The sequence below is a fragment of the Muricoccus pecuniae genome (assembly GCF_014199205.1).
Lineage (GTDB): Bacteria > Pseudomonadota > Alphaproteobacteria > Acetobacterales > Acetobacteraceae > Roseomonas > Roseomonas pecuniae.
Genome location: NZ_JACIJD010000033.1, coordinates 1 through 22,751 on the forward strand (window position 1 = coordinate 1; position 22,751 = coordinate 22,751).

The 22,751-nt window shown below is 71.4% G+C and carries 24 protein-coding genes; 16 read left to right on the top strand and 8 right to left on the bottom strand.

The features are described from left to right. Positions 1–226: 226 nt before the first annotated feature. Positions 227–1,213 (bottom strand): Bug family tripartite tricarboxylate transporter substrate binding protein, encoded by a 987-nt coding sequence (locus tag FHS87_RS21060; RefSeq protein ID WP_184521294.1) that lies wholly within the window; start codon positions 1,211–1,213, stop codon positions 227–229. A 92-nt stretch (positions 1,214–1,305) separates the two neighbouring features. Next, positions 1,306–2,193, bottom strand: a complete 888-nt coding sequence (locus tag FHS87_RS21065; RefSeq protein ID WP_184521296.1) for a LysR substrate-binding domain-containing protein — start codon at positions 2,191–2,193, stop codon at positions 1,306–1,308. A 107-nt stretch (positions 2,194–2,300) separates the two neighbouring features. On the opposite strand from FHS87_RS21065, the gene FHS87_RS23490 reads away from it, so the two are divergent. Continuing rightward, a complete protein-coding gene (locus tag FHS87_RS23490) occupies positions 2,301–2,546 on the top strand; it encodes a DUF1127 domain-containing protein (protein WP_221300230.1) in 246 nt (81 codons plus the stop codon). Between the two features lie 13 nt (positions 2,547–2,559). Here FHS87_RS23490 and FHS87_RS21075 read toward each other — a convergent pair whose 3' ends face one another. Next, positions 2,560–3,261 (bottom strand): trypsin-like peptidase domain-containing protein, encoded by a 702-nt coding sequence (locus tag FHS87_RS21075; RefSeq protein WP_184521299.1) that lies wholly within the window; start codon positions 3,259–3,261, stop codon positions 2,560–2,562. A gap of 234 nt (positions 3,262–3,495) precedes the next feature. Here FHS87_RS21075 and FHS87_RS21080 point away from each other — a divergent pair, with 234 nt between their 5' ends. After that, positions 3,496–4,215: an ImuA family protein gene (locus FHS87_RS21080; protein ID WP_184521301.1), complete on the top strand. Its 720-nt coding sequence runs from the start codon at positions 3,496–3,498 to the stop codon at positions 4,213–4,215. Between the two features lie 24 nt (positions 4,216–4,239). Here the strand turns inward: FHS87_RS21080 and FHS87_RS21085 are convergent, their stop codons facing one another. The 4 genes from FHS87_RS21085 to FHS87_RS21100 all read right to left on the bottom strand — a co-directional run bounded on the left by FHS87_RS21085 (position 4,240) and on the right by FHS87_RS21100 (position 8,918). Then, positions 4,240–6,501, bottom strand: a complete 2,262-nt coding sequence (locus FHS87_RS21085) for a xanthine dehydrogenase family protein molybdopterin-binding subunit (RefSeq protein WP_184521303.1) — start codon at positions 6,499–6,501, stop codon at positions 4,240–4,242. A 27-nt stretch (positions 6,502–6,528) separates the two neighbouring features. Further along, complete coding sequence (locus tag FHS87_RS21090; RefSeq protein WP_184521305.1) at positions 6,529–7,548, bottom strand: FAD binding domain-containing protein; 1,020 nt, start codon at positions 7,546–7,548, stop codon at positions 6,529–6,531. After that, a complete protein-coding gene (locus tag FHS87_RS21095; protein WP_184521307.1) occupies positions 7,545–8,090 on the bottom strand; it encodes a (2Fe-2S)-binding protein in 546 nt (181 codons plus the stop codon). The genes FHS87_RS21090 and FHS87_RS21095 overlap by 4 nt, the downstream gene beginning before the upstream one ends. A gap of 96 nt (positions 8,091–8,186) precedes the next feature. Next, the gene (locus tag FHS87_RS21100; RefSeq protein WP_184521308.1) at positions 8,187–8,918 is read right to left on the bottom strand and encodes a GntR family transcriptional regulator; all 732 of its coding nucleotides are present in this window, start codon (positions 8,916–8,918) and stop codon (positions 8,187–8,189) included. Positions 8,919–9,030: 112 nt separating this feature from the next. Here FHS87_RS21100 and FHS87_RS21105 point away from each other — a divergent pair, with 112 nt between their 5' ends. From FHS87_RS21105 to FHS87_RS21160, 12 genes are all read left to right on the top strand, one after another. Then, on the top strand, positions 9,031–9,897 hold the full coding sequence (locus FHS87_RS21105) for a fumarylacetoacetate hydrolase family protein (protein ID WP_184521310.1): 867 nt from the start codon (positions 9,031–9,033) through the stop codon (positions 9,895–9,897). A 2-nt stretch (positions 9,898–9,899) separates the two neighbouring features. Continuing rightward, positions 9,900–10,565, top strand: a complete 666-nt coding sequence (locus FHS87_RS21110) for a polysaccharide deacetylase family protein (protein WP_184521312.1) — start codon at positions 9,900–9,902, stop codon at positions 10,563–10,565. Beyond that, the gene (locus FHS87_RS21115) at positions 10,562–11,548 is read left to right on the top strand and encodes a Bug family tripartite tricarboxylate transporter substrate binding protein (protein WP_184521314.1); all 987 of its coding nucleotides are present in this window, start codon (positions 10,562–10,564) and stop codon (positions 11,546–11,548) included. Before FHS87_RS21110 ends, FHS87_RS21115 begins: the two co-directional genes overlap by 4 nt. Positions 11,549–11,606: 58 nt before the next feature. After that, the gene (locus FHS87_RS21120; RefSeq protein ID WP_184521316.1) at positions 11,607–12,512 is read left to right on the top strand and encodes a dioxygenase family protein; all 906 of its coding nucleotides are present in this window, start codon (positions 11,607–11,609) and stop codon (positions 12,510–12,512) included. A 63-nt stretch (positions 12,513–12,575) separates the two neighbouring features. Continuing rightward, complete coding sequence (locus FHS87_RS21125) at positions 12,576–13,847, top strand: amino acid ABC transporter substrate-binding protein (RefSeq protein WP_184521318.1); 1,272 nt, start codon at positions 12,576–12,578, stop codon at positions 13,845–13,847. Beyond that, positions 13,847–14,728 carry a branched-chain amino acid ABC transporter permease gene (locus FHS87_RS21130; protein ID WP_184521320.1) on the top strand — a complete coding sequence of 294 codons (882 nt, stop codon included), beginning with the start codon at positions 13,847–13,849 and terminating at the stop codon, positions 14,726–14,728. Before FHS87_RS21125 ends, FHS87_RS21130 begins: the two co-directional genes overlap by 1 nt. Continuing rightward, a complete protein-coding gene (locus FHS87_RS21135; protein WP_184521322.1) occupies positions 14,725–15,708 on the top strand; it encodes a branched-chain amino acid ABC transporter permease in 984 nt (327 codons plus the stop codon). The genes FHS87_RS21130 and FHS87_RS21135 overlap by 4 nt, the downstream gene beginning before the upstream one ends. Further along, complete coding sequence (locus tag FHS87_RS21140) at positions 15,705–16,421, top strand: ABC transporter ATP-binding protein (RefSeq protein ID WP_184521324.1); 717 nt, start codon at positions 15,705–15,707, stop codon at positions 16,419–16,421. Before FHS87_RS21135 ends, FHS87_RS21140 begins: the two co-directional genes overlap by 4 nt. Continuing rightward, entirely contained in the window at positions 16,411–17,142 is a 732-nt protein-coding gene (locus FHS87_RS21145) for an ABC transporter ATP-binding protein (protein ID WP_184521328.1), read from the top strand. The genes FHS87_RS21140 and FHS87_RS21145 overlap by 11 nt, the downstream gene beginning before the upstream one ends. A gap of 2 nt (positions 17,143–17,144) precedes the next feature. Then, positions 17,145–18,044: an NAD(P)-dependent oxidoreductase gene (locus tag FHS87_RS21150; protein WP_184521330.1), complete on the top strand. Its 900-nt coding sequence runs from the start codon at positions 17,145–17,147 to the stop codon at positions 18,042–18,044. 8 nt (positions 18,045–18,052) lie between these two features. Continuing rightward, on the top strand, positions 18,053–18,430 hold the full coding sequence (locus FHS87_RS21155; protein ID WP_246418594.1) for a nuclear transport factor 2 family protein: 378 nt from the start codon (positions 18,053–18,055) through the stop codon (positions 18,428–18,430). Further along, a complete protein-coding gene (locus FHS87_RS21160) occupies positions 18,427–19,467 on the top strand; it encodes a 5-methyltetrahydropteroyltriglutamate--homocysteine methyltransferase (RefSeq protein WP_184521332.1) in 1,041 nt (346 codons plus the stop codon). The genes FHS87_RS21155 and FHS87_RS21160 overlap by 4 nt, the downstream gene beginning before the upstream one ends. Positions 19,468–19,524: 57 nt before the next feature. Here FHS87_RS21160 and FHS87_RS21165 read toward each other — a convergent pair whose 3' ends face one another. Beyond that, the gene (locus FHS87_RS21165; RefSeq protein WP_184521334.1) at positions 19,525–19,707 is read right to left on the bottom strand and encodes a hypothetical protein; all 183 of its coding nucleotides are present in this window, start codon (positions 19,705–19,707) and stop codon (positions 19,525–19,527) included. Between the two features lie 281 nt (positions 19,708–19,988). On the opposite strand from FHS87_RS21165, the gene FHS87_RS21170 reads away from it, so the two are divergent. Then, positions 19,989–21,734 carry a hypothetical protein gene (locus FHS87_RS21170; protein WP_184521336.1) on the top strand — a complete coding sequence of 582 codons (1,746 nt, stop codon included), beginning with the start codon at positions 19,989–19,991 and terminating at the stop codon, positions 21,732–21,734. An 88-nt stretch (positions 21,735–21,822) separates the two neighbouring features. Beyond that, positions 21,823–22,728 carry a dihydrodipicolinate synthase family protein gene (locus FHS87_RS21175; protein ID WP_184521338.1) on the top strand — a complete coding sequence of 302 codons (906 nt, stop codon included), beginning with the start codon at positions 21,823–21,825 and terminating at the stop codon, positions 22,726–22,728. Positions 22,729–22,751: the final 23 nt, after the last annotated feature.

Sequence of the window (22,751 nt, forward strand, 5' to 3'; positions counted from 1 at the left end):
CCCGCCGAAGCATCAGCAGGGCGACGTATCTAGTGGCTCATCACCACCGCGTCAACCCCCTCAATCCGCCCCAACCAGGGTCACCAACCCGCCCCCATCAGAAGCACCGTCGGTGTGGGGCGGCTTATATGGGCGGCAGCACCGGCCGTCAAACCCCTTTTTGAGGCGGTTGCGGGAAAATACGCACCCGGCACGAAATTCATGCCCGCCCGGCGCTGCCCTGTTCTTACCCGTCGGCCCGGATGTCCGCGCTCCGGATCACGGCGGCCCACTTGTCGATCTCGGATTGCAGGAAGCGCCGCGCCCCCTCGGGATCGGAGGCGACCACGTCGGCTCCCTGCTCCTCGATCTTCTGCCGGACTTCCGGCTCCTGCACGACCTGGCGGATGGCCGCGCTCATCCGGGCCAGGATCGGCTCCGGCGTACCCGCCCGGCCGAGCAGCATCCACCAGGTAGGGGCCTCGAAGTCCCCGACCCCCTGCTCGGCGAAGGAGGGGGCGCCGGGCACATGGCGCGACGCCGTGCGGGTGGTCACCCCCAGGGGGCGCAGCAATCCCGAACGGATGTGCTGGCTGATCACCACGACATTGGACATGAAGAGCGGCACATGGCCGGCCACCGCGTCCTGCGCCGCCGGCCCGCCGCCACGATAGGGCACATGGGCGATGCGGAAGTCGCCCTTCTGTTGCAGCAGAGTGGTGGCGACATGCGCCAGCCCTCCCACGCCTGACGTGGCGTAGTTGATCGTGTCCGGAGCCTTCCTCGCGGCCTCCACCACGTCCTGGTAGCTGCGATAGGGGGTGGACTGGTGCGCCACCAGCGCCAGGGGCCCCGTGGCAACGAGGCAGACGGGGGCAAAGGCCTCCAGCGCCTTGTAGGGCAGGCGCATGACGGTCTGGTTCGTCGCCTCGGTGTCGTAGGCGAGCATCCAGGTATTGCCGTCCGGCGCCGCCCTGGCGGCCTCCCCTGCCCCGATCGCCCCCGATGCGCCGCCGCGATTCTCGACGATGACCGGACGCCCCAGTACCTCGCCCAGCCGCTGCTGGAAAATCCGCGCGACCACGTCGGTGGAGCCGCCGGGCGGCCAGGGGACGATGAGGCGGATGGGCCTGTCCGGCCACGTGCCCTGGGCGCGCAGGACGGACGGCATGGCGAGGCCGGCGGCGGTCGCCACGATCAATCCACGCCGGCCCGTGCTCGGGCGCTGGATCATGATGTGCTCCTTGAACGTCACCTTCGCCCCTTCCCGGGCGGCTGGGCGCAGCTTCGGCGGTTGTTGCGTTCCGCGCAACCCACCGTGCCGGGTCAGGCTGCCCGGGCGCTCACCTCCGCCCCATCGCCGAAGCCCCGGCGGATATGGTTCGCCAGGGCCTCGGCGACCGCGCCGGGATGCTGGAGGAGTGCGATCTCCAGCTCCGGCAAGGCGGGCATCCCGTCCTCCGGCCCGAGCAGGCGGAGCGCGGGGGGCAGCGCGACGGACAGGCCGACCGTCACCCCCAGCCCCGCCAGCACCACGGCATGCGTCCCGGTCTGCGAGGCGGAAGAGTAGGCCATGCGCCACGGCACCCCCGCCTGGTCCAGCGCCTGCGTGGCCGCGACCCGCCAGGTGCAGCCGGTATGGCACAGCACGAGCGGCAGGGGCCGGAGCAGGTGGATCGGCCGCGCGGCCGGCCCGACCCAGCGCAGCGGCCCGCGCCATATCGTCTCCGCCGCCACCCCGGGCGCCTCGGTTCCGGCGGAGAAAAGGGTGAGGTCGAGCTCGCCCTTGCCGAAACAGGAGAGAAGGACACTGGAGGGAAGGCAGACCACCTCCACCTCGACCGCCGGATGCGCCTCGGCGAAGCCGGCCAGGATCTGCGGCAGCCAGAGCAGCGCGTAGTCGTCCGGGCAGCCGAGCCGGACGGGCCCCGCGATCTCGGGCGCCCGGAAGTTCGTCACGATCTCGTCGTGCATGGCCAGCAACCGCCTCGCGCGGTCGAGCAGCCAGATCCCGTGCGGGGTCGGCACCAACCCGCGCGCGCCCCTCAGCAGCAAGGCCTGCCCCAGCGATTCCTCCAGGCGCCGCATCTGCATGGAGACGGCGGATTGGGTGCGCCCCACCCGCGCGGCGGCGCGCGTGATGCTCCCGCCCTCGGCCACCAGCACGAAGGAGCGGAGCAGGTCGGGATCGATTCCGGGGGGAATGGCCATCATGACCGCATCAGCATCGCTGATGCCGATCTTCAAAACAACTCGTTTCCCTTATGACGCTTGCGGGCCAATCCTCTCATCGCGGCATCATAGAGAGAGGGATTGCCCCCATGTCCGGTCACGTCATTCCCAGCGGCAGCAGCGCGCGGGAGATCCTCGTTGCCCGCCGCCTTCGGGCCGGCGTCCGGCACGCATCCGGATGGCTTCGCGCCCTGGCCTGCATGCTGCGCGCGGTCGAGGAGCGGCGGATTCTCGCCACCCTCGACGACCGGATGCTGGCCGATGTCGGGCTGAACCGCCTGGATGCCGAGCGGGAAGTTGCCCGCGCGCCCTGGGACCTCGAGAGGCGTAACTAGAAGGGGCAGCAGGTCACGCGACGCCGAGCCGCGGGACCTCCTCCAGCGCCTGCCGGATGGAGAGGATGAAGACCCGGCGGTCCGCGCCCCTGGCTAGACCGCCGAGGTCGATCCCGCTCAGCGCCGCCAGGACGCCCGCGCCGTCCCCATCGGGAAGGGCGGCGACAAGGCCGCGCAAACAGCCATCCGGCCCGACCACCGGCCCCCCGGAATAGCCCATCAGCGCGGCGAGACGGGCGGTGAAGCCGCGGCCGAAGCGGGGCAGGATGGCATCGGGGATCTCCACGATACCCGTCGCCACGCCGGGGCCGATCCCCGGCATTCCGGCCGCCCAGATCCGGTCCCCGGCCTCGACCGGCCGATTGCAGAGAGCGGCAGGCGTGAGGAGCCCCTCCCCGTCCCCCAGGATCGTCAGGTCCATGCGCGGACTATGCGCCAGAACCGGCACGCGGCGGGCGGGCGCGCCGTCCCCGCGGCGCAGCCAGACAGTCCTGGCGCCGGCGGGCAGGGCGTGCGTCGTGCAGGCGACCAGCCCGGGGGCCACTGCCACCGCCGAACCGAGCAGGGCTCCCGGCCCGCCCTCCCCCTCCGCATGCAGGGCCGCGAAACCGGTACCGACGAGCGAGGCAATGGGCAGCCCGGCGGACTCGCCGGAGGGCAGGCCGGTGCAGGCGGACAGGGGCATCAGAGCAAGCAGGCCGCGGCGGGCAAGCATCGGGGCGGCACCTCGGTCCACGGCCTGGGGTTCGGATCGCCTCACCGGCGAAGGTCCGACGCGACGACGGATCGCGTTCTTGGAGCGTGCGGCCGATACAAGAACATAGTATGAACGAGCATGCCTTCTGATTCGCCTCACCGGCCCCATAGCGCCGCCGCTCCTGACCGTAATTCCAGTGGTTTGGAAGGGGTTCATCACGAATCCGCGCAGGCCAGCGAGTCGTTCCATCAGGTGGCCGGGAGCCTGGACCGCCGCGCCCTCATGGCCGCGCTCCGGGCCCGAGTCGCCCGAATCGAACGTGCCGGGCTGGCGGACCGGCAGGAGCCCTCGGCGATCCCCCTCTGCCCGGAGATGAACCGCGACCTTCCCGGCGGGGGCCTGCCGCGGGCGGCGCTGCACGAAATCCTGTCCGACGGGGCGGGTGCCGCGGCCGGCTTCGCGGCGCTGCTGATGGCGCGCTCCGGCGGCACGGTGTTCTGGATCGCGCGGGACCCCGATCCCTGGCCGCCCGGCCTGGCCGGATTCGGCCTGCCCCCTTCCCGCCTGGTCGTCGCGCAGCCCTCGAACCACCAGGACGCGCTCTGGGCGACGGAGGAGGCGCTTCGCTGCCCCGCCGTCTCGGCCGTGCTGCTGATGACGGAGCGGCCCGACGCCACCGCCATGCGCCGCCTTCAGCTCGCGGCCGAGACGGGGGGCGGGATCGGCCTACTCCTGCGGGATTCGGAGGAGGAAGAGGGACCTTCCCTGGCCACCACGCGCTGGCGCGTCACGGGCCGGGCCGGCGGGTCCATGCACGATCTCGGCGATCCGCAATGGACCCTGGAACTGCTGCGCTGCCGTGGCGGCCGCCCGCGCTCCTGGCAGGTGACCTGGCGGGCGGGAATGGAGAGCCTCGTGATGGACGACGAGGCACGGACGGAGGAAGCCCCGAGGCGCGCCCGCCGCCACTGAGCGGCAGGGCGCCCCGGGAAGGTATCAGGCCGTCTCCTTCGTCCCGATCACCTTGTCGATGGTGATCGGCAGCTCGCGGATGCGCTTGCCCGTCGCGTGGAAGACCGCGTTGGCGATGGCGGCCGCCGTGCCGACGATGCCGATCTCGCCCAACCCCTTCACGCCGATGGGGCTGGCCAGCTCGTCCTGCTCCTCCACGAAGATCACGTCGATGTCGTGAATGTCGGCGTTCACGGGCACGTGGTACTCGGCGAGGTTGTGGTTCATGAACCGGCCGAGATTGTGGTCCGGCATCGACTCCTCGTGCAGCGCCATGCTGATGCCGAAGACGACGCCGCCCAGGATCTGGGAGCGCGCGGTCTTGGGATTGATGATCTTCCCCGCCGCCACCGCGTCCACCAGCCGGGTCACGCGCACCTGGCCCAACTCCTCGTCCACCCGGACCTCCACGAAGACGGCCGAGTGGGTGTAGGAGGAGTAGCGCGCCTGGACGAGCTTGTCCGGGACCGCCGTCTCCTCCGCCTCGATCCGGTCCACCCCGCCCGCGCGCATCGCATCCGCGATCGTCACGAATCGGGAGGGATCGGAGATCAGCGCGATCCGCTCCCCCTGGAAGGCCACCTGTGCCAGGTCGGCATTGGCGATCGGCGAGTTGTCCATGCCGCGGGCGTATTTGAACAGCTGCTGCCGCACGGTGTCGCAGGCCAGCCGCACGGCCGTGCCGGCCGAGGCCGCCGTCCAGGACCCACCCTCGACCGGCGACTTCGGCAGGCTGGAATCGCCGATCCGCGCCGTCACCTTCTCCATCGGCAGGCCGAGCGCGTCGGCGCCGATCTGGGTGAGGATGGTGTAGGTTCCCGTGCCGATATCGGCGGTGGCCGAGGCCACCTCCAGCCGCCCATCCGCCGTGAGCACGGCCCGGGCGGCGGTGCGCGCCATCTGCGCCTCCCAGGCGCCGGTCGCCATGCCCCAGCCGATCAGCTCCCGCCCCTCCTTCATCGAGCGCGGGACGGGGTTCCGCCTGGCCCAGCCGAAGCGCTCGGCGCCGATCTGGTAGGCCGCGCGCAGCTCCTTGCTCGTCAGCTTCTTGCCGTTGGCCTCGTCCACCTCGGAATAGTTCCGAAGGCGGAGCTGGACCGGATCGATCCCGAGCTTGTAGGAGAGCTCGTCCATGGCGGATTCCATGGCGAACAGCCCAGTCGGCGCCCCGGGCGCGCGCATGTCGGCGGGGGTGTAGGTATCGATCTTCACCAGCTTCTGCGTCGCCGTCGCGTTGTCGCAGCGGTACAGCATGACGGACCAGTTGACCGTCGCCTCCTGGTAGTCCTCGAAGGTGGAGGTGCCCGCGATCAGGTCGTGGCGGATGGATTGCAGCCTGGCATCCGGATTGGCGCCGAGCGCGACGTTCTGCACCCCGTCCGGCCGGTAGCCCATGGTGAACATCTGGTCGCGCGTGAGCGTCACGCGGACGGAGCGCTTCAGCTCCAGCGCCGCCATGACGGCGAGGAAGAGCTGGTACTGCGGCCGCAGGCCCGAGCCGAAGGCGCCGCCCACGAAGGGCGAGATCACCCGCACGTCGTCGTTGGACAGGCCGAAGACATGGGTGATGTAGGATTGGCTGTTCTGCGCGCCCTGGATCTTGTCGTGGACGGTGATCCTGCCTCCGCCCTCCCACACCACGGTGGTCGCGTGCATCTCCATCGGGTTGTGGTGCTCGACCGCGATCCGGTACTCGCTCTCAACCTTCACGGGCGAAGCGCCGAAGGCGGCCTCGGAATCCCCCTTGGGCTTGGGCGGCGGCGTGATGCCGGAGCGCTTCTTCGGCGGCACATAGGCCTCGCCGAGAACCTTCGCGACATCGGTCTGGTGCTTCTCCGCCTCATAGGTCACGCGGACCAGGGAGGCGGCGTAGCGCGCGATCTCGAAATCCTCCGCCACCACCAGCGCCACGGGCTGGCCGCTATAGACGATGTGCTCGTCGTAGAGAGGGCGGAAGGGCTTGCCGGGCGGGGCCACCTCGTCCTGATAGGCGCCGCTGCGCCAGGCCGTGCGCGGGCGGTTCTGGTGGGTGAAGACCTGCACCACCCCCGGCACCGCCATGGCGGCCGAGGTGTCGATGTTCGTGATCTTCCCCTTCGCGATCGCGCCGGAGACGACGTAGCCATAGGCAAGGTCCGGCGCGGTAAACTCGGCGGCATAGGGCGCCGCCCCCGTCACCTTCAGCCTGCCGTCCACGCGGTTGCGGGGGGAGCCGACATGGGTTTCGAACAGGGGGGTCTCAAACATTGGGGACTGATCCATTTCTGGCCCCTCCTACTGGATGCGCTTGTCGGTCTGGGACTGGGGCGTGCCGGCCGCGGCCTGGGACAGGGCGCGGATGATCGCACGATGGGCCAGCTCGATCTTGAAGCTGTTGCCGCCATAGCCCTGGGCGCCCTGCAGGATGCGATCCGCCACCGCGGAGAAGGCCTCGCGGCCCGCCGCCTTGCCGCGCAGCATCTCCTCGGCCTCCGGCACGCGCCAGGGCTTGTGCGCGACCCCGCCGAGGGCGATCCGCGCCTCCACGACCTTCTCGCCGTCCATCTCCAGCGCGGCCGCGACGGAGACGAGGGCGAAGGCATAGGAGAGCCGGTCGCGCAGCTTCAGGTAGGTGTGGTTCTTCCCGAAGCGCGGCTCCGGCAGCTCGATGGCGAGGATGATCTCGTCGCCGTGCAGGTTCGTGTCCTTCTCCGGCATGTTGCCGGGCAGCCGGTGGAAATCGGCCATGGGGATGCTCCGCTCCCCCTGTGGCCCGGCCACCTTCACCACCGCCTCCAGTGCAGCCAGCGCCACGCACATGTCGGAGGGGTGCGTGGCGATGCAGTGCTCGCTCGTGCCGAGGATGGCGTGGATGCGGTTCACGCCATCCTTCGCCGGGCATCCCGTGCCGGGCTGGCGCTTGTTGCAGGGCGTGGCGGCGTCGTAGAAATAGTAGCAGCGCGTGCGCTGCAGCAGGTTGCCGCCCATCGTCGCCGCATTGCGGAGCTGGGGCGTGGCGCCGGCGAGAAGCGCGGAGGAGAGCAGCGGGTAACGCTCCTTCACCCGCTCATCATAGGCGGCGGCGGTGTTGCTCACCAGCGCGCCGAGGCGCAGCCCGCCCTCCCCCGTCTCCTCGATCGTGTTCAGGCCGGGCAGGCGGGAGAGGTCCACGACATGCGTCGGCCGCTCCACATCGTACTTCATGAGGTCGACGAGGTTCGTGCCGCCCGCGATGAACTTCGCGGCGGGATGCGTCGTCACCTCGCGCACGGCTTCCGCCACGCTACCGGGGCGGGCGATGGAGAAGCGGTTCACTTCGCGCCCTCCTTCGCCATCACGTCCTCGATCGCGTCAACGATGTTGGTGTAGGCGCCGCAGCGGCAGATGTTGCCGCTCATCATCTCGCGGATCTCCTCGGGCGTGCGCGCGTGCCCCTCCTTCAGCAGGCCGACGGCGGAGCAGATCTGCCCGGGGGTGCAGTAGCCGCACTGGAAGGCGTCGTGCTCGATGAAAGCTTCCTGCATGGGATGCAGGGTGCCGTCCGGCGCGGCCAGCCCTTCGATGGTGGTTACCTCGCAGCCGTCCTTGGTCACCGCCAGCGCCAGGCAGGAGTTCATCCGCTGCCCGTCGATCAGCACGGTGCAGGAGCCGCACTGGCCGTGGTCGCAGCCCTTCTTCGTGCCATAGAGGGACAGGTCCTCCCGCAGCAGGTCCAGCAGCGTCGTCCAGGGCCGGACATGCAGCTCCCGCCGCTCGCCGTTGATGGTCAGGGTAATGGGGATGTCGTCCGGCAGGGCCTGGGAGATGCCGGCATCGGGCGCGAAGCCCTGCCGGAGGGGGAGGTCGAGATCGGCCATGGCGGTGTCCTGCTGAAGGGCTTGGGCACCGGAAGAAGAGCCGACAGAGATCAGGCGGGGAGCGGCCCCGCCTGCCATGCCGAAGCCTTCGTTCCGTCAGCCCCCCAAACGGCGCCCCGCCACCCCGGTTTCCCCCGGCCCCGCCCGGCGCCCGAGATCGGCGCCCACGAAGGCGCCCGTCCGCTCGTAATGCTGGGCCAGCAGCGCCGCCGCGGCCTCGGCGTCCCGGTCGAGCGCCGCGCGGGCGATCGCCGCGTGCTCGGCCGCCACGTCCCGGTCGGGATAGGCGGCGGTGTTCGCCAGCGCCCGGTAGCGCCGCGCTTCCTCCCGCAGCCGGTCGCAGAAGGCGAGCAGCTGTGGCGCCCCGCAAGCCTCGAGGAGCGCCTGGTGGAAGCGAAGATGGCCGGCTTCCCATTCCGGGTTGGTCGCGAAGCGCTGCGGATCGACCGAGCGCGCCAGGCGGTTCAGCCGGTGCTCCGCCACCACCACCGCGTCCTCCCAGGCCGCGTCGCCGCGCCGGATGGATTCCCTGAGCGCCGCGCATTCGGCCAGCACGCGGCTGCGGATCAGCCCGTCGAGCTGGGCCGGGGCGGCGCCGGCGACGCGGAAGCCCCGGTGTTCCAGCCGTTCGGCCAGCCCCTCCGCCGCCAGCTTCGACAGGGCCTCCCGCATGGGGGAGGCACCGGCGCCATAGCTCTCGGCGAGGTCGCGCAGCTTCAGCTTCAGCCCCGGCGGCAGGCGGCCGGAGAGGATGTCCTCCCGCAGCCGCCGGTGGACGGCGGTGGCGAGGGTGGGGTCGCGCGCCCCGTTCTGCGTCGCCTGGGACATGCCCCTGGGTTAACCGGCAACCCGCGCCCGGGGCAAGTCTCGGCGACATTCGCGCTTGACCTCGGCAGAATTTCGACAAAATCTCCGTCCCCCAAACGGGAGGATAGGCTGCGTGCGTCTGATCGCGTTCGAGCAGGAGGGCCGCCCCGCCCTCGGCGCCCGGCTGGGCGATGATGTGGTGGCCCTGGCCGATGCGGTGCCGGGCCTTCCCGCGGATCCGCTGGCCGCCTTCGCCGCGCTGAACCTGCCCGAGGGAGCCGGGGAACTGGCGACGAAGCTGGAGGGCGCCCCGCGCCGCCCGATGGCGGGGCTGACGCTGCTTCCCCCCATCCCGCGCCCGGGCAAGATCATCTGCATCGGCCTGAACTACGTCGAGCACGCGAAGGAGGGTAATAACCCGATCCCCGACTACCCCGCCGTCTTCATGCGCGGCCCGACCTCGCTGGCGGCCCACAAGCAGGCGCTTGTCCGCCCGAAGGTCTCCGACAAGTTCGACTACGAGGCGGAGCTGGTCATCGTGATCGGCAAGCGCGCCCGGCACCTGACGGAGGAGAACGCCCTCTCCCACGTCGCCGGCTACACCTGCATGAACGAGGGCTCCGTGCGCGACTACCAGCGCAAAGGCGCCCAGTGGACCATGGGCAAGAACTTCGAGCGCACCGGCGGGATCGGCCCCGAGATCGTGACGCCGGACGAGCTCCCGCAGGGCCCGAACGCCCTCCGCATTACCTCCCGCGTGAACGGGCAGGTCATGCAGGACTCCAACACCGCCGACATGATCTTCTCCGTCCCGCGCATCCTGGCGATCCTGTCCGAGGTAATGACGCTGGAGCCGGGCGACGTGATTGCCACGGGCACGCCCAGCGGCGTGGGCTATCCCCGCAAGCCGCCCGTCTTCATGAAGCCGGGCGACACGGTGGAGATCGAGATCGAGGGCATCGGCATCCTGTCCAACACGATCGAGGACGAGGCGGGCTGAGCATGGGGGGGCCGGTTGTCACCCTCAGCTTCGACAACGGCCCCGAGCCCGAGGTCACGCCCGGCGTGCTGGAGGTGCTGCGCGCGCGCGGCGTCCCCGCCACCTTCTTCGTCCTCGGCCACAAGCTGGCCGCGCATCGCCATCTCGCCGAGCGCGCCCATGCCGAGGGGCACTGGATCGGCAACCATAGCTGGACCCATGCCCGCCCCCTGGGCGAGCTGCCGGATGACGCCGGCACCGCCGAGGCCGAGATCGGGCGCACCCAGGACCTCATCGGCGAGCTCTCCCATCCCGACCGCCTCTTCCGCCCCCTCGGCGGGGGCGGGGCGCTGGGCCCGCACCTGCTGAGCGGCGCGGCGCTGGCTTACCTCGTCGAGGGCGGCTTCACCTGCGTGCTGTGGAACGCCGTGCCCGGCGATTTCCGCGATCCCGAGGGCTGGCCCGACCGGGCGCTGGAGATGTGCCGCGGCCCCGACCCCGTCGCCCTTGTGCTGCACGACCTTCCCAACGGCGCCATGCGCCATCTCGACCGCTTCCTCGGCCGGCTGGCCGATGCCGGCGCCCGCTTCGAGCAGGGCTTCCCGGAAGCCTGCATCCCCCTCCGCCGCGGGAAGGCCAGCGGCCCCATCGAGCGCTACGTCACCCCCCGCGCCGGAGCCGCCGCATGACCCGCATCCCGCGCCGCCTCCTGCTGGCGGCCCTCGGCACCACCCCTGCCCTCCCCAGCATCCTCCCCCGGGCCGCCCGCGCGCAGCCCGCCTGGCCAAGCCGCCCCATCCGCCTGATCGTGCCCTTCGCCGCCGGCACGACGACCGACATTCTCGGCCGCATCCTGGCCGAGGCGCTGGCGCGCGAGGCGGGGCAGCCCGTTGTGGTGGACAACCGCGCCGGCGCGGGCGGGAACGTGGGCGCCCAGGCCGTCGCGCGCGCGCCGGCCGATGGCTACACCCTCATCCTCGGCACGAACGGCACGCACGGCATCAACGCCAGCCTCTTCACCGATCCCGGCTTCGACGCGATCCGGGACTTCACGCCGATCGCGCCCTTCGTGACCACGCCGACCGTGCTCGGCGTGCCGTCCTCCCTCGGCGTCTCCTCGGTGGCGGAGCTGGTGGCGCTGGCGAAGCAGCGCCCCCTCACCCTCGCCTCGGCCGGCAACGGGACGACGGGCCATCTCTCCCAGGCCCTGCTGAACCTGCGCGCGGGGCTGACCACGCAGCACGCCCCCTACCGCAATGCCGGGCAGGCCGTGACCGACCTCGTGGCGGGGCGGGTGGACGCGATGTTCTACCACCCGCTCGGCCTGAAGCCGCATCTCGATGCCGGCACGCTGCGGGCGCTCGCCGTCACCTCCGCCGCCCGCGTGAGCATCCTGCCCGGGGTGCCGACGATCGTGGAGGCCGGTATCCCCGACTTCGTGGTGGAGGGGCTGTGGAACCTCTACGGCCCCGCCGGCCTTCCGGCCGAGGTGGTATCGCGGCTGAACCGGGCCACGAACGCGCTGCTGGCCGATCCGGCAGCCCTCGCCAACCTGCGCGCGCAGGGCGTGGAGCCGACGGGCGGCTCGCCGGAGAAGCTGGCGGAGATGACCAGCCGCGAGATCTCGAAGTGGCGCGAGGTGATCGCCGCTGCCAACATCAGGCCGGACTAGACCGACAACGGAGGCGCGGGCCGGCAGGACCCGCCCTGGGGGAAATGGAGGAACGGACATGGCTGACCTGAACCAGGAGACGCTGACGGATGCGGTGGTCGCGCAGATGGCCTCCACCCCCGACCCGCGGCTGCGGAAGGTGATGGAGAGCCTTGTGCGCCACCTGCACGCCTTCGCGCGGGAGGTGCGGCTGACCCCGGCGGAGTGGCTGGCCGCGATCGGCTTCCTCACCCGCGTCGGACAGACCTGCACGCCGATCCGGCAGGAGTTCATCCTCCTCTCCGACACGCTCGGCCTCTCGCGCCTGGTGAACCTGATGGACGACCAGGCCAACCGCGTGGGCGAGGCGACGGAGACGAGCCTTCTCGGCCCCTTCTACCGCGAGGCCTCCCCGCAATTCGCCTATGGGGAGAGCATCGCGAAGCACGCCCAGGGCCCGGAGATGATGCTCTTCGGCCGCGTGATGAACGAGGCCGGCGAGGGCGTGCCGAACGCCATCGTCGAGATCTGGCAGACCGACGCGGACGGCGCCTACGACCTCCAGGCGCTCGACCCCGAGACGATGGACATGCGCGGCCAGTTCCGCACGGATGCGGAGGGCCGCTACGCGATCCGCACCCTCATCCCGCTCGGCTACTCCATCCCGATGGACGGCCCGGTCGGTGCGCTGGTGCGCGCGCAGAACCGCCACGGCTTCCGCCCCGCGCATATCCACATGCTGATCGGCGCCGAGGGCTACAGGGAGCTCGTCACTGCCCTCTATCTCGGGGACGACGCGAACATCGACTCCGACACGGTGTTCGGCGTCTCCGAATCCCTGGTCGTGCGCCCGCAGATGGGCGCGGAGGGCTCGCCCTCGCCGGACCTGCCGAGCGTCCGCTACGACTTCCAGGTCGCCCGCAAGGCCGCCCACGACAAGTCCGGCCGCGTGGGCGCCGATCCCTCGAAGATCGCGGCCGAGTAGCCGCCTTACCGACATTCAGGAACGGGCCGCGGGCAGAGAAACCGGGCCGAGAGGAGGAGAGTGATGCAGAGCTTGAGCAGGCGCGACCTCGGCCGCGCCGCCCTGGCCGCGACGGCGGCCGCGACGGTTCCCGCCACCGCCCGCGCCCAGGCGGCCCCGTCCGGCCCGCCGATCCGCATCGGCTACTCCATGTCGCTCTCCGGCGGCCTGGCCGGGAACGGCCGGCCGGCCCTGCTCGCGCACCGGATCTGGGCGGAGGAGGTGAACAGCAAGGGCGGGCTGCTCGGCCGTCCCGTCGAGCTCGTCAACTACGACGACCAGAGCACGGGCGCGCAGGTCCCCGGCATCTACACGAAGCTGATCGACGTCGATAAGGTCGACCTCGTCATCTCCGGCTATGCCACCGCCATCATCGCGCCGGCCATGCCGATCGTGATGCAGCGGAACATGGCCTTCGTGTCGCTCTTCGGCACGGGCGTGAACAACGACTTCAAGTACGACCGCTACTTCTCGATCAACCCCACGGGGTCGCAGGTGAAGGAGACCTTCGCCAAGGGCTTCATGGACATCGCCATGGCGATGGACCCGAAGCCGCGCTCCATCGCGCTGGTGAACCTCGACAGCGACTTCCACCAGCGCACGGCCGAGAGCGCGCGCTTCCTCGCCCGCCAGCACGGGCTGCGCGTGGTCTATGACCGCGCCTACCCGCCGAGCACGGTGGACTTCGCGCCCATCATCCGCGCGGTGCAGGCCGCGCGCCCGGACATCGTCTTCGTCGGCTCCTACCCGCCGGACACGGCCGGGCTGCTGCGCGCGGCGAGCGAGCTTCGCGTGAACTTCCAGATGATGGGCGGCCCGATGATCGGCCCGCACATCACCGCCCAGAAGCTCCAGCTCGGCCCCATCCTGAACAACCTCGTGGTCTGGGACGTCTACGCGCCCGAACCCACGCTGCAGTTCCCGGGCACCCAGGCGCTGATCGAGCGCTACCAACCCCTCGCCGCGAAGGAGGGCACGGACGCGCTCGGCCACTACGTGCCGCCGCTCGCCTATGCCCAGATGCAGGTGCTGGAGCAGGCCGTGCGCCGCGTCGGCCGCATCGACCAGGCGGCGCTGGCCGCCGACATGCACGCGAATGGGTTCGACACGGTCATCGGCCCCCTGCGCTTCGACGCGCTGGGCGAGTGGACGGAGGAGCGCAACCTCTACACCCAGTACCAGGGCGTGCAGGGCAACGGGATCGACCAGTTCCGCAAGGCCGGCACGCAGGTGATCCTCTACCCCCAGCGCTACAAGTCGGGCGATCTCCGCAAGCCCTACACGGCCGGCGCCTGATGGATCCCGACCTCGCCCTCCTCCTGAACGGGATCGTCTCGGGCCTGCTGCTCGGCGGTCTCTACGCCGCCGCGGCGGCCGGCCTCTCCGTCTCCTTCGGGATGCTGGACGTGGTCAACATCGCTCACCCGGCCTTCATGGTGCTGGGCGCGCTCCTCGTCGCCCTGCTCTGGGCGGCGACGGGCCTCGATCCCCTGCTTCTGTCGGTGCTGCTCACCCCGGCCTTCTGGGCGCTCGGCGCCGCAATCTACGTCGTCTACCACCACTTCTTCGAGCGGCGCGGGGACGAGGCCATCCAGGGCCTCGCCTTCTTCTTCGGTGTCATGTTCATCATCGAGGTCGGGCTCGTCCTCGCGATCGGGCCGGAGCAGCACTTTGCCGACGCGGCCTATGCGAGCACCACTTGGCGCCTGGGAGAGATCGACCTTCCCCTGCGGATGCTCGTCCCCGCCCTCGTCTCCTTCGCCGCCATCGGCGCGCTGGTGCTGTTCCTCCGCCGCACCTTCACCGGCCGCGCCATCGCCGCCGTGGCGCAGGACCGGGAGGCGCTGCGCCTGCTGGCGATCGACCCCGTGCGGATCAAGCGCCTCGCCTTCGGCATCTCCATCGCGACGGCGGCGCTGGCCGGCGGGGCGCTGGTGGTGGTGCAGCCGGTGGACGCCTGGTCCGGCCACGTCTTCATCGGTCGCATCTTCGCCGTGGTCATCATGGGCGGGCTCTCCTCCCTCGGCGGCTGCGTGCTGGCGGCACTCGCCTTCGGGGTGGTGGAGAACGTCACCGCCACCTTCTACGGCCCTTCCTGGTCCCCCGCCGTCGCCTTCGGCTGCCTGCTGCTGGTGCTGGCGGTCCGGCCGCAGGGCTTTTTCGGGCGCGCGGCATGAGCGACGCGACGATCCCCGCCACGCCCGCCCTCCCCCGCCCGTGGCGCATCGGCCACGGCGCCTTCTGGCTCGGCAGCGCCGCCGTGGCGCTGCTGCTCATCGCCGCCCTGCGCGCCTTCGGCAGCGAGTACGCCTATTTCGCCGCCACCTTCGTGCTGCAATACGTCGTGCTGGCGACGGCCTGGAACATCCTCGGCGGCTATGCCGGCTACGTGAATTTCGGCGCCGCGGCCTTCTTCGCCGCCGGCGCCTACACCACCGTCGCCATCGGCAAGGCGCTCGGCCTCTCGCTGCTGCCCTGCATCGCCTTCGCCGCGGTGGTGGGCGGCGCGCTGGGCCTCGGCACGGGCATCCTCACCCTGCGGCTGCGCGGCGCCTATTTCGCCATCGCGACGCTCTGCCTCTCCGTTGTTCTCCAGACGATCGTGGTGAACTGGTCCTATGTCGGTGGCTCGCGCGGGGCCTATGTCATCCGCCCCCGCGACGTTCCCTGGCCCTTCGACAGCTACAGCGGCTTCCTCTGCGCGGTCATGGTGGTGCTGGCGGCGGCCAGCATCGCCGTCGCCCGCAGCATCGAGAAGTCCCGCCTCGGCCTCGGCCTGGCCGCGCTGCGGGACGACGAGGCCGCCGCCGAGGCAGCCGGCGTGCCCACCCTGCGGCTGAAGCTGGTGGCCACCACCATCTCCGGCGCGATGATGGCCGTGGCGGGGGCGCCCCTTCCCCTTCTCGGCTCCTATGTCGAACCGAACTCCGCCTTCGGCCTGGCCTATGCCGTGAACGCCATCGCCATGCCGCTGATCGGCGGCACGGGGAGCTGGGCGGGGCCGCTGATCGGCGCGGTGCTCCTCGCCTCGCTCCAGCAGGCGGCGACCGTCACCATCTCCTCGGCGGCGAACCTGATGATCGTGGGCGTCGTGCTCGTTGTCTTTGTCTGCGCGGCGCCGCACGGCATCATCGGCCTGTTCCGGAGGCGCGCATGAACCCGGACATCGTGCTGCGCGCGGAGGGCGTGGGGAAGCGCTTCGGCGGCTTCACCGCGCTCTCGGGCGTGAACCTGGAGGTGCGCGCGGGGGAGCGCCTCGGGCTGATCGGGCCGAACGGCTCGGGCAAGAGCACCTTCACCAACTGCCTCGCCGGCGCCTTCCCTAGCCATGACGGCGGCTTCACCTTCAAGGGCACGAAGCTCTCGGGGCTGAAGTCGCATGAGCGGGCCCGGCGCGGCCTCGCCCGCACCTTCCAGCTCCCGCGCCCCTTCCGCGGGCTGACGGTGATGGAGAACATCCGCGTTCCCCTCGCCTATGCCGGCCGCGACGCCGCCACGGACGAGCGGGCGATGGAGTGCCTCGAATCCGTCGAGCTCGCCGCCAAGGCGCACCGCATGCCGAAGGAGCTGACGCAGGTGGAGCTGCGCCGCCTGGAGCTCGCCCGCGCGACGGCGCTCAGGCCGGAGCTGCTGATCGCCGACGAGGTGATGGCCGGCCTCTCGCACGCGGAGGTGGACCAGATCCTCGCCCTGCTCTTCCGCCTGAACGCCGAGGGCACGACGATCATCATGATCGAGCACGTCATGCGCGCCGTCACCGAGTTCTCCCAGCGCCTGGCCGTGCTGGTCGCCGGCAAGAAGATCGCCGATGGCGACCCGCGCGCCGTCCTCTCCATGCCCGAGGTCGAGGAGGCCTATCTTGGCCGCTAGTCTTCTCGTCGAGGAGGTGGACGCTTCCTACGGCGCCGTGCGGGCGCTGGACGGCGTTTCGTTGAAGGTAGCGCCGGGCGAGACGGTCGCGCTGCTCGGCACCAACGGCAACGGCAAGACGACGCTGATGCGCTGCATCCTCGGCCTGCTGCGCCCGACGCGCGGCCGGATCGTCGCCACGATCGACGGGCAGGCCACCGATCTCATCGGCCGCTCGCCGGAGGAGATCGTCGATCTCGGCATCGCCATCGTGCCGGAGGGCCGCCGCCTCTTTCCCCGCCTCTCGGTGGAGGAGAACCTGCTGCTCGGCGCCTACCGCCGCGCCGCCCGCGCCGCCATCCCGCGCCATCTCGACTTCTGCTACGACGCCTTTCCCCGGCTGAAGGAGCGCCGCTCCCAGCCCGTCGGCAGCATGAGCGGGGGCGAGCAGCAGATGGTCGCGCTCGGCCGCGCCGTGATGTGCGCGCCGAAGATCCTGCTGGTGGACGAGCCCTCGGTCGGCCTCGCGCCCATCCTCGTCGCGCGCACCATCGAGAAGATCGCGGAGCTGAAGGAGAAGCTCGGCCTCACCGTGCTGATGGCGGAGCAGAACTTCCACCAGGCGATCCGCATCGCGGACCGCGGCTACGTTCTCGTCCACGGCCGGGTGGAGTTCCAGGGCGACAGCCCCGCCGCGCTGGGCGACAGCGATCTCGTCCGCAAGTTCTACCTGGGGCTCTAGGGATGACGGCACTGGAAGGCTGGAAGCTCGGCTGGATCGGGGTCGGCCGCATGGGCACGCCGCTCTGCCGGCGGCTGCTGGATGCCGGCGCGACACTCTCGGCGACGGATACGGACCCCGTCCGCCTCGCCCCGCTCGCCGGGGCCGGGATGGGCGCGGCCGTCACGGCGGCGGCGCTGGCGGAGGAGGCGGAGATCGTCCTTTCCATGGTGCCGAACGACGCCGCGCTGCTGGCCGTCACCATCGGCCCGGGCGGGGTGGCGGAGACGATCCGCCCGGGGCAGGTCTTCATCGATCTCAGCACCGTCTCCCCCGCCGCCTCGGCCCGGGTCGCGGAGGCGATGGCCGCGCGGGGCGCGGACTATCTCCGCTGCCCCGTCTCCGGCAGCACGAGCACCGCGGCGGCGGGCGCGCTGACGATCTTCGCTTCCGGCCCGGAGGCCGCGCTGGAGCGCTGCGCGCCGCTCCTCGCCGTGCTGGGGAATGAGACGCTCCGCTGCGGCGCCGCCGAGGAGGCGCGGGCGGTGAAGCTGATGGTCAATCTCGTCGTCGCCCTCACCCCCGCGGTGATTGGCGAGGCGCTGGCCTTCGGCGCGCGGCTCGGCCTGGACTGGGAGGGGATGGTGGACGCCCTCTCCCGCAGCGTCGTCGCCTCCCCCCTGCTCGCCTACAAGGCGGAGATGCTGAAGGCGCGGGACTGGACGCCCGCGGCCGATCTGGACCTCGTCGCCAAGGACCTGGACCTCGCGCTCTCGGTCGGCGGGCGCGAGGGCGCGCCCATGCCCCTCGCCGCCCTCGCCCGCCAGTTCGCCGCGGCCTACCAGGCCAGCGGCGAGGGCGGGCTCGACTTCTTTCGCCTCGCCACCTGGCCCGAGCGCCTGCTCGCGCCCAATCCACGCTGAGACAACCGATGCAGGATGGGATCCGCGCGCTGGAGGCGCGCCGCTACGCCGCGATGAGGGCGGGTGACACCGGGGCGCTCGGGGAGTTGCTGTCCGACCGCCTCGTCTACGCCCATTCCAACGCGACGACGGACAGCAAGGAGAGCTATCTCGCGACGCTGGCGGATGGCAGCCTGCGCTACCTCTCCATCGACTTCTCGACCGAGACGGTGCTGGAGGCCGGCCCCGGAGCCGCCGCCGCGCTCGGCCGCATGAGCGCCCGCATCATCCGCTACGGCGGCGAGCGGGAGATCGCCGCCATGACGCTCGCCCTCTGGGTGCAGGAGGGCGAAGCGTGGCGCCTCCTCGCCTATCAGCCCACCGCTCTTCCCAAGGCCCAGGCATGACCAACACCCTTCTCCCTACGACCGTCGTCGGCAGCTATCCGCAGCCCGACTGGCTCGTGGACCGCAACGTGCTCGCCCAGAACCTCGTCCCCCGCGTGCGCATGAAGCAGATGTGGCGCGTGGCCGAGGACGCGCTGGAGGGGGCGCAGGACGACGCCACCCTCGTCGCGATCCGTGACATGGAGCGCGCGGGCATCGACATCGTGACGGACGGGGAGATCCGGCGGGAGAGCTACTCCAACCGCTTCGCCCTCGCGCTCGACGGCGTGGACGTGGACAACCCCGCCCGCACCATGGGCCGCGCCGGCAAGGAGACGCTGGTCCCGCGCGTGATCGGGAAGATCCGCCGCAACCGCCCGGTGGAGGTGCGCGACGTGGAATTCCTCGTCGCCAACACCGACCGGCGCACGAAGATCACTCTGCCCGGCCCCTTCACCCTGTCCCAGCAGGCCTCGGACGAGTTCTACAAGGACGAGGAGGCGATGGCGATGGACTACGCCGCCGCGGTGAACGAGGAGGCGCACGACCTCCGCCGCGCCGGGGTGGATGTGATCCAGTTCGACGAGCCCTGGATGCAGGCCCGCCCCGAGGCCGCCGCGCGCTTCGGCGTGCGCGCGCTCAACCGCGCGTTAGAAGGCCTCGGCGGCGAGACGGTCGTGCATCTCTGCTTCGGCTATGCCGCTGTGGTGAAGGACAAGCCCTCCGGCTACTCCTTCCTGCCGCAGCTCGCCGACTGCGCCGCGGCCCAGATCTCCATCGAGGCCGCGCAGCCCCGGCTCGACCTCGCCGTGCTGGACGAGCTGCCGGGCAAGACGATCATGCTCGGCGTGATCGACCTCGGCACGGAGGAGGTGGAGACGCCGGAGACGGTGGCCGCGCGCATCAGGGCCGGGCTGGAGCACTTGCCGGCCGAGCGCCTGGTCATCGCGCCGGATTGCGGCATGAAGTACCTGCCGCGGCCGCGCGCCTTCGCGAAGCTGCGCGCCATGGCCGAGGGGGCCGCCATCGTGCGGCGGGAGCTGCAGGGATCGGCCTGAGGGCCGGCCCGTGGCGCGGGGAGTGCCGGGCGAACCCGCACTCCCCGCGGACAGGATTTACGGACGCACCACCACGGTCGAGCCCGGGGCGGGGGCTGGGGACATCATCATCGGGGCCGGTGCCGGGGTCGGCGTCACGATGGTCGTGGGCGGCGGCGGGTTGGGAGGCGCGGTGTTGAGCGTGCATGCCGCGAGGCCGAGCGAGCCGGCCACGGCGGCGAGCAGCGGAACAAGCTTCATCATTTCCCTCCTCTTGGGTGACCAATGTTCCTCTAACCCCGATGTAAGGGGATCGTATCGTTCCTCTTCCGGTGACACCTGCGTGAGTTGATCCTGTCCGGGGTCGCCCGCCGGGCACGGAGGTCAAGCCATTGTGTGCGGTCCTCGCGCCCGCGTTCCCACTCCGGCCGGGCTTTTCCCTCTAGCATCCTCCGCAATCGGAACCTGGGAGGCCGCCCGCACATCGCGGGGGGCCTTCGGCTGTCCGCAGCGGCGGGCGCCAGCAAGGAGAGCGGATCAGCGTGGCGGAACTCCTGAATGACATGAGGGCGGGCGGGCCTTCCGCCGCTGCCCCGGCCGTCTCGCGGCCGGCGGGCAGGAGCTTGTCGGACTGGCTTCCCTCCCTGCTCCTCGCCCTCGGCGTCGCCGCGCTGGCGCTGACTGTTCTCTCCACACCCTTCCCGCCCCTGCTGGACTACCCGAACCACCTCGCGCGGCTCTGGCTCGTCGCGGGCGGTGCGGCGGAGGCGCCCTTCGACCGGATCTACGAGGTCGATCTCGGCAGCGTCCGCACGAATATCGGTATCGACCTCATCGCGGCCGCGATCGGGCCGGCGCTCCCCATCGAGCGCTTCGGCCAGCTTCTGGTGCTGGCCGCGGTGGTGCTGCCGCCGCTCGGGGCCGTGCTGCTCAACCGTGCCCTCTTCGGCGGCCTCCACTGGTGGCTGGCCGGGCTGCCCCTGCTCGCCTGGAACTGGACGCTGGTCGCGGGCTTCCTCAACTTCCAGATCGGCCTCGGCCTGGCGCTGATGGCGGCCGCGCTGGACCCCACCCTGTCGCGCCGCGCGGGCCCGGTGGGCGCCTTCGCTGCCCGCGCCCTCCTCGCCGGGCTGCTGCTCCTGACCCACGCCTTCGCCGCGCTCTTCTACGCGGCCCTGCTGGGCGGGCTCGCGCTGGGGGCCGCCTGGGAGGTGCTGCGCTCGCCGCGCCGCATCGGCGCGGGTGCCGGGCGCGCGATCCTCGCCGTGCTGCCGGTGCTGCTGCCCTTCGTGGTCGCCTGGCTCCTCTCCCCGGCCCTGCCCGGGGCGCAGGAGGACCCGGCCACGCAGACCTCCTGGCAGGGCGGGTTCGACATCCGCACGAAGCTCGTCACCCTCTTCTCCGGCATCTCGATCTACAAGTCGCCGCTCGACCTGATCTTCGTGGGGCTGCTCGCCCTGCCCCTGGTCTGGGCGCTGGTCACGCGGCGGCTGCGCGTCCATGCCGGGCTGTTGCTCGCCGCGCTCGGGATGCTTGTCCTCTCTTTCGCCATCCCGCCCAAGCTGGCCGGCACCTACTTCGTCGACGCGCGCTTCCCCGTCATGATGGTCCTCACCCTCGCGGCCGCGCTGCGGCCGGAGCTCGCCCTTCCCGGCCGGCCCGCACGCCCCGGGCTGGAGGCGGGGCTCGCCGTGGCGCTGCTCGCCCTCGTCGGGGCGCGGGCGGCCTGGGTGGGCGGCATCTGGCACGAGAGGCAGGCCGACATCGCCTCGCTGCGCCGGGTGCTCGCCCATGTTCCGCCGGGCGCCGCGATCCTCCAGACCGCCCACACCATGACCGTCCCGGCCCGCCGCTCCGCGCCGCGCGGGCGCTACTACGGCGGCGGCGGCCCGATGCTCTACGAGCACCAGCCCGCCCTCGCCGTGTTCTGGCGCCACGCCTATGTCCCGATCCTCTTCGCCTCGCGCGGGAAGCAGCCGCTCCGCGTGCTGCCGCCGTGGAACGAGATCGCGGGGCCGGACAACACCACCGCCGTCTCGGTTCACCGCCTTCTGGATTCGGACCGCGCCGTGCTGCCGGAGAACACCGAGTATGTCCGGGCCTGGAGGACGCGTTTCGACTACGTGCTCGTCCTCAACGCCGACCAGCCGGACGACGAGGGCCCGATGACCATGCCGCCCGAGTTGGAGCCGGTGGCGGACGAGGGATACGCGCAGCTCTACCGCGTCCGCAGGGGCCCCACCCGCCCATCGGGAGGGACGGTGGGCGAGGCGGGCGCGACGCGCTAGGGATCGCGGAGAAGCAACACGGCAGTGCCGCCGCCCCGGCCGATTCCCCGGCGCGGCGGCATCCCCGACCATCGCCGAAGGGCCACCCATGCTGAGCGACATCAAGGGCAGCTTCATCATCGCCCAGACCCCGTTCGACGACCGGGGCGCCGTGGACCTGGAGAGCATCGACAGCTTGACCGACTTCTATCTCGGCCACGGCGCCGACGGCTTCGTCGTGCTCGGCGTCAGCGGCGAGGGCGGCAAGCTCACGCCGGAGGAGGCGCAGGCCGTCACCGCCCGCTTCATCGCGCGCGCGGGGGGCAAGCCCGTGATCGTGGGGGTGAGCAGCCCGGGCACGGCGCAGCTCGCCCTGCTGACGAAGCAGGCGATGGATGCGGGCGCGGCCGGCGTGATGATTGCCCCCGCGGGCGGGCTGCGGACGGAGGAAGAGTTGTTCGGCTACTTCTCCACCGTCTTCGGCATGATCGGCGACGTGCCGACGGTGCTGCAGGACTTCCCAGGGGCCAGCGGCGTCTGGATGTCCGTGCCCTCCATCCTGCGGCTGGTCGAGGCCTTCCCGCAGATCCAGGTGGTGAAGGAGGAGGACCTGCCGAGCCTGGAGAAGATCAGCGCGCTCCGCGCCCGCCAGGGGCGGCGCGTGGCGATCCTCACGGGCAACAACGCGCTCTACCTGCCCTATGAGATGGGGCGCGGCATCGATGGCCCGATGGCCGGCTTCTCGCACCCGGAGATGCTGTCGGGCGTGTACCGCCTCTACACATCGGGCGATGTGGAGGGCGCGCACCGGCTCTTCGATGCCTACCTGCCCCTCGTGAACTACGAGGCGCAGGGCTTCTGGGGCGTGGCCGCCCGCAAGGAGGTGATGCGCCGGCGCGGCGCGATCCGCCACGCCACCATGCGCATGCCCGGCCCGAAGCTCTCGCCCGCGCATATGGGCGAGCTGGACCTTCTGCTGCGGAACCTGGAGCGCGCCCTCGAGCGGCTGGGGTGAGAGGCGCGGGAAGCGCCCCTCAC

Bases quoted from the DNA above. Each gene is read 5' to 3' on its own strand.
- FHS87_RS21060 (WP_184521294.1), bottom strand. From the start codon at position 1,213: ATGATCCAGCGCCCGAGCACGGGCCGGCGTGGATTGATCGTGGCGACC.
- FHS87_RS21065 (WP_184521296.1), bottom strand. From the start codon at position 2,193: ATGATGGCCATTCCCCCCGGAATCGATCCCGACCTGCTCCGCTCCTTC.
- FHS87_RS23490 (WP_221300230.1), top strand. From the start codon at position 2,301: ATGTCCGGTCACGTCATTCCCAGCGGCAGCAGCGCGCGGGAGATCCTC.
- FHS87_RS21075 (WP_184521299.1), bottom strand. From the start codon at position 3,261: ATGCTTGCCCGCCGCGGCCTGCTTGCTCTGATGCCCCTGTCCGCCTGC.
- FHS87_RS21085 (WP_184521303.1), bottom strand. From the start codon at position 6,501: ATGTTTGAGACCCCCCTGTTCGAAACCCATGTCGGCTCCCCCCGCAAC.
- FHS87_RS21095 (WP_184521307.1), bottom strand. From the start codon at position 8,090: ATGGCCGATCTCGACCTCCCCCTCCGGCAGGGCTTCGCGCCCGATGCC.
- FHS87_RS21100 (WP_184521308.1), bottom strand. From the start codon at position 8,918: ATGTCCCAGGCGACGCAGAACGGGGCGCGCGACCCCACCCTCGCCACC.
- FHS87_RS21110 (WP_184521312.1), top strand. From the start codon at position 9,900: ATGGGGGGGCCGGTTGTCACCCTCAGCTTCGACAACGGCCCCGAGCCC.
- FHS87_RS21115 (WP_184521314.1), top strand. From the start codon at position 10,562: ATGACCCGCATCCCGCGCCGCCTCCTGCTGGCGGCCCTCGGCACCACC.
- FHS87_RS21120 (WP_184521316.1), top strand. From the start codon at position 11,607: ATGGCTGACCTGAACCAGGAGACGCTGACGGATGCGGTGGTCGCGCAG.
- FHS87_RS21125 (WP_184521318.1), top strand. From the start codon at position 12,576: ATGCAGAGCTTGAGCAGGCGCGACCTCGGCCGCGCCGCCCTGGCCGCG.
- FHS87_RS21130 (WP_184521320.1), top strand. From the start codon at position 13,847: ATGGATCCCGACCTCGCCCTCCTCCTGAACGGGATCGTCTCGGGCCTG.
- FHS87_RS21135 (WP_184521322.1), top strand. From the start codon at position 14,725: ATGAGCGACGCGACGATCCCCGCCACGCCCGCCCTCCCCCGCCCGTGG.
- FHS87_RS21140 (WP_184521324.1), top strand. From the start codon at position 15,705: ATGAACCCGGACATCGTGCTGCGCGCGGAGGGCGTGGGGAAGCGCTTC.
- FHS87_RS21150 (WP_184521330.1), top strand. From the start codon at position 17,145: ATGACGGCACTGGAAGGCTGGAAGCTCGGCTGGATCGGGGTCGGCCGC.
- FHS87_RS21155 (WP_246418594.1), top strand. From the start codon at position 18,053: ATGCAGGATGGGATCCGCGCGCTGGAGGCGCGCCGCTACGCCGCGATG.
- FHS87_RS21160 (WP_184521332.1), top strand. From the start codon at position 18,427: ATGACCAACACCCTTCTCCCTACGACCGTCGTCGGCAGCTATCCGCAG.
- FHS87_RS21165 (WP_184521334.1), bottom strand. From the start codon at position 19,707: ATGAAGCTTGTTCCGCTGCTCGCCGCCGTGGCCGGCTCGCTCGGCCTC.
- FHS87_RS21175 (WP_184521338.1), top strand. From the start codon at position 21,823: ATGCTGAGCGACATCAAGGGCAGCTTCATCATCGCCCAGACCCCGTTC.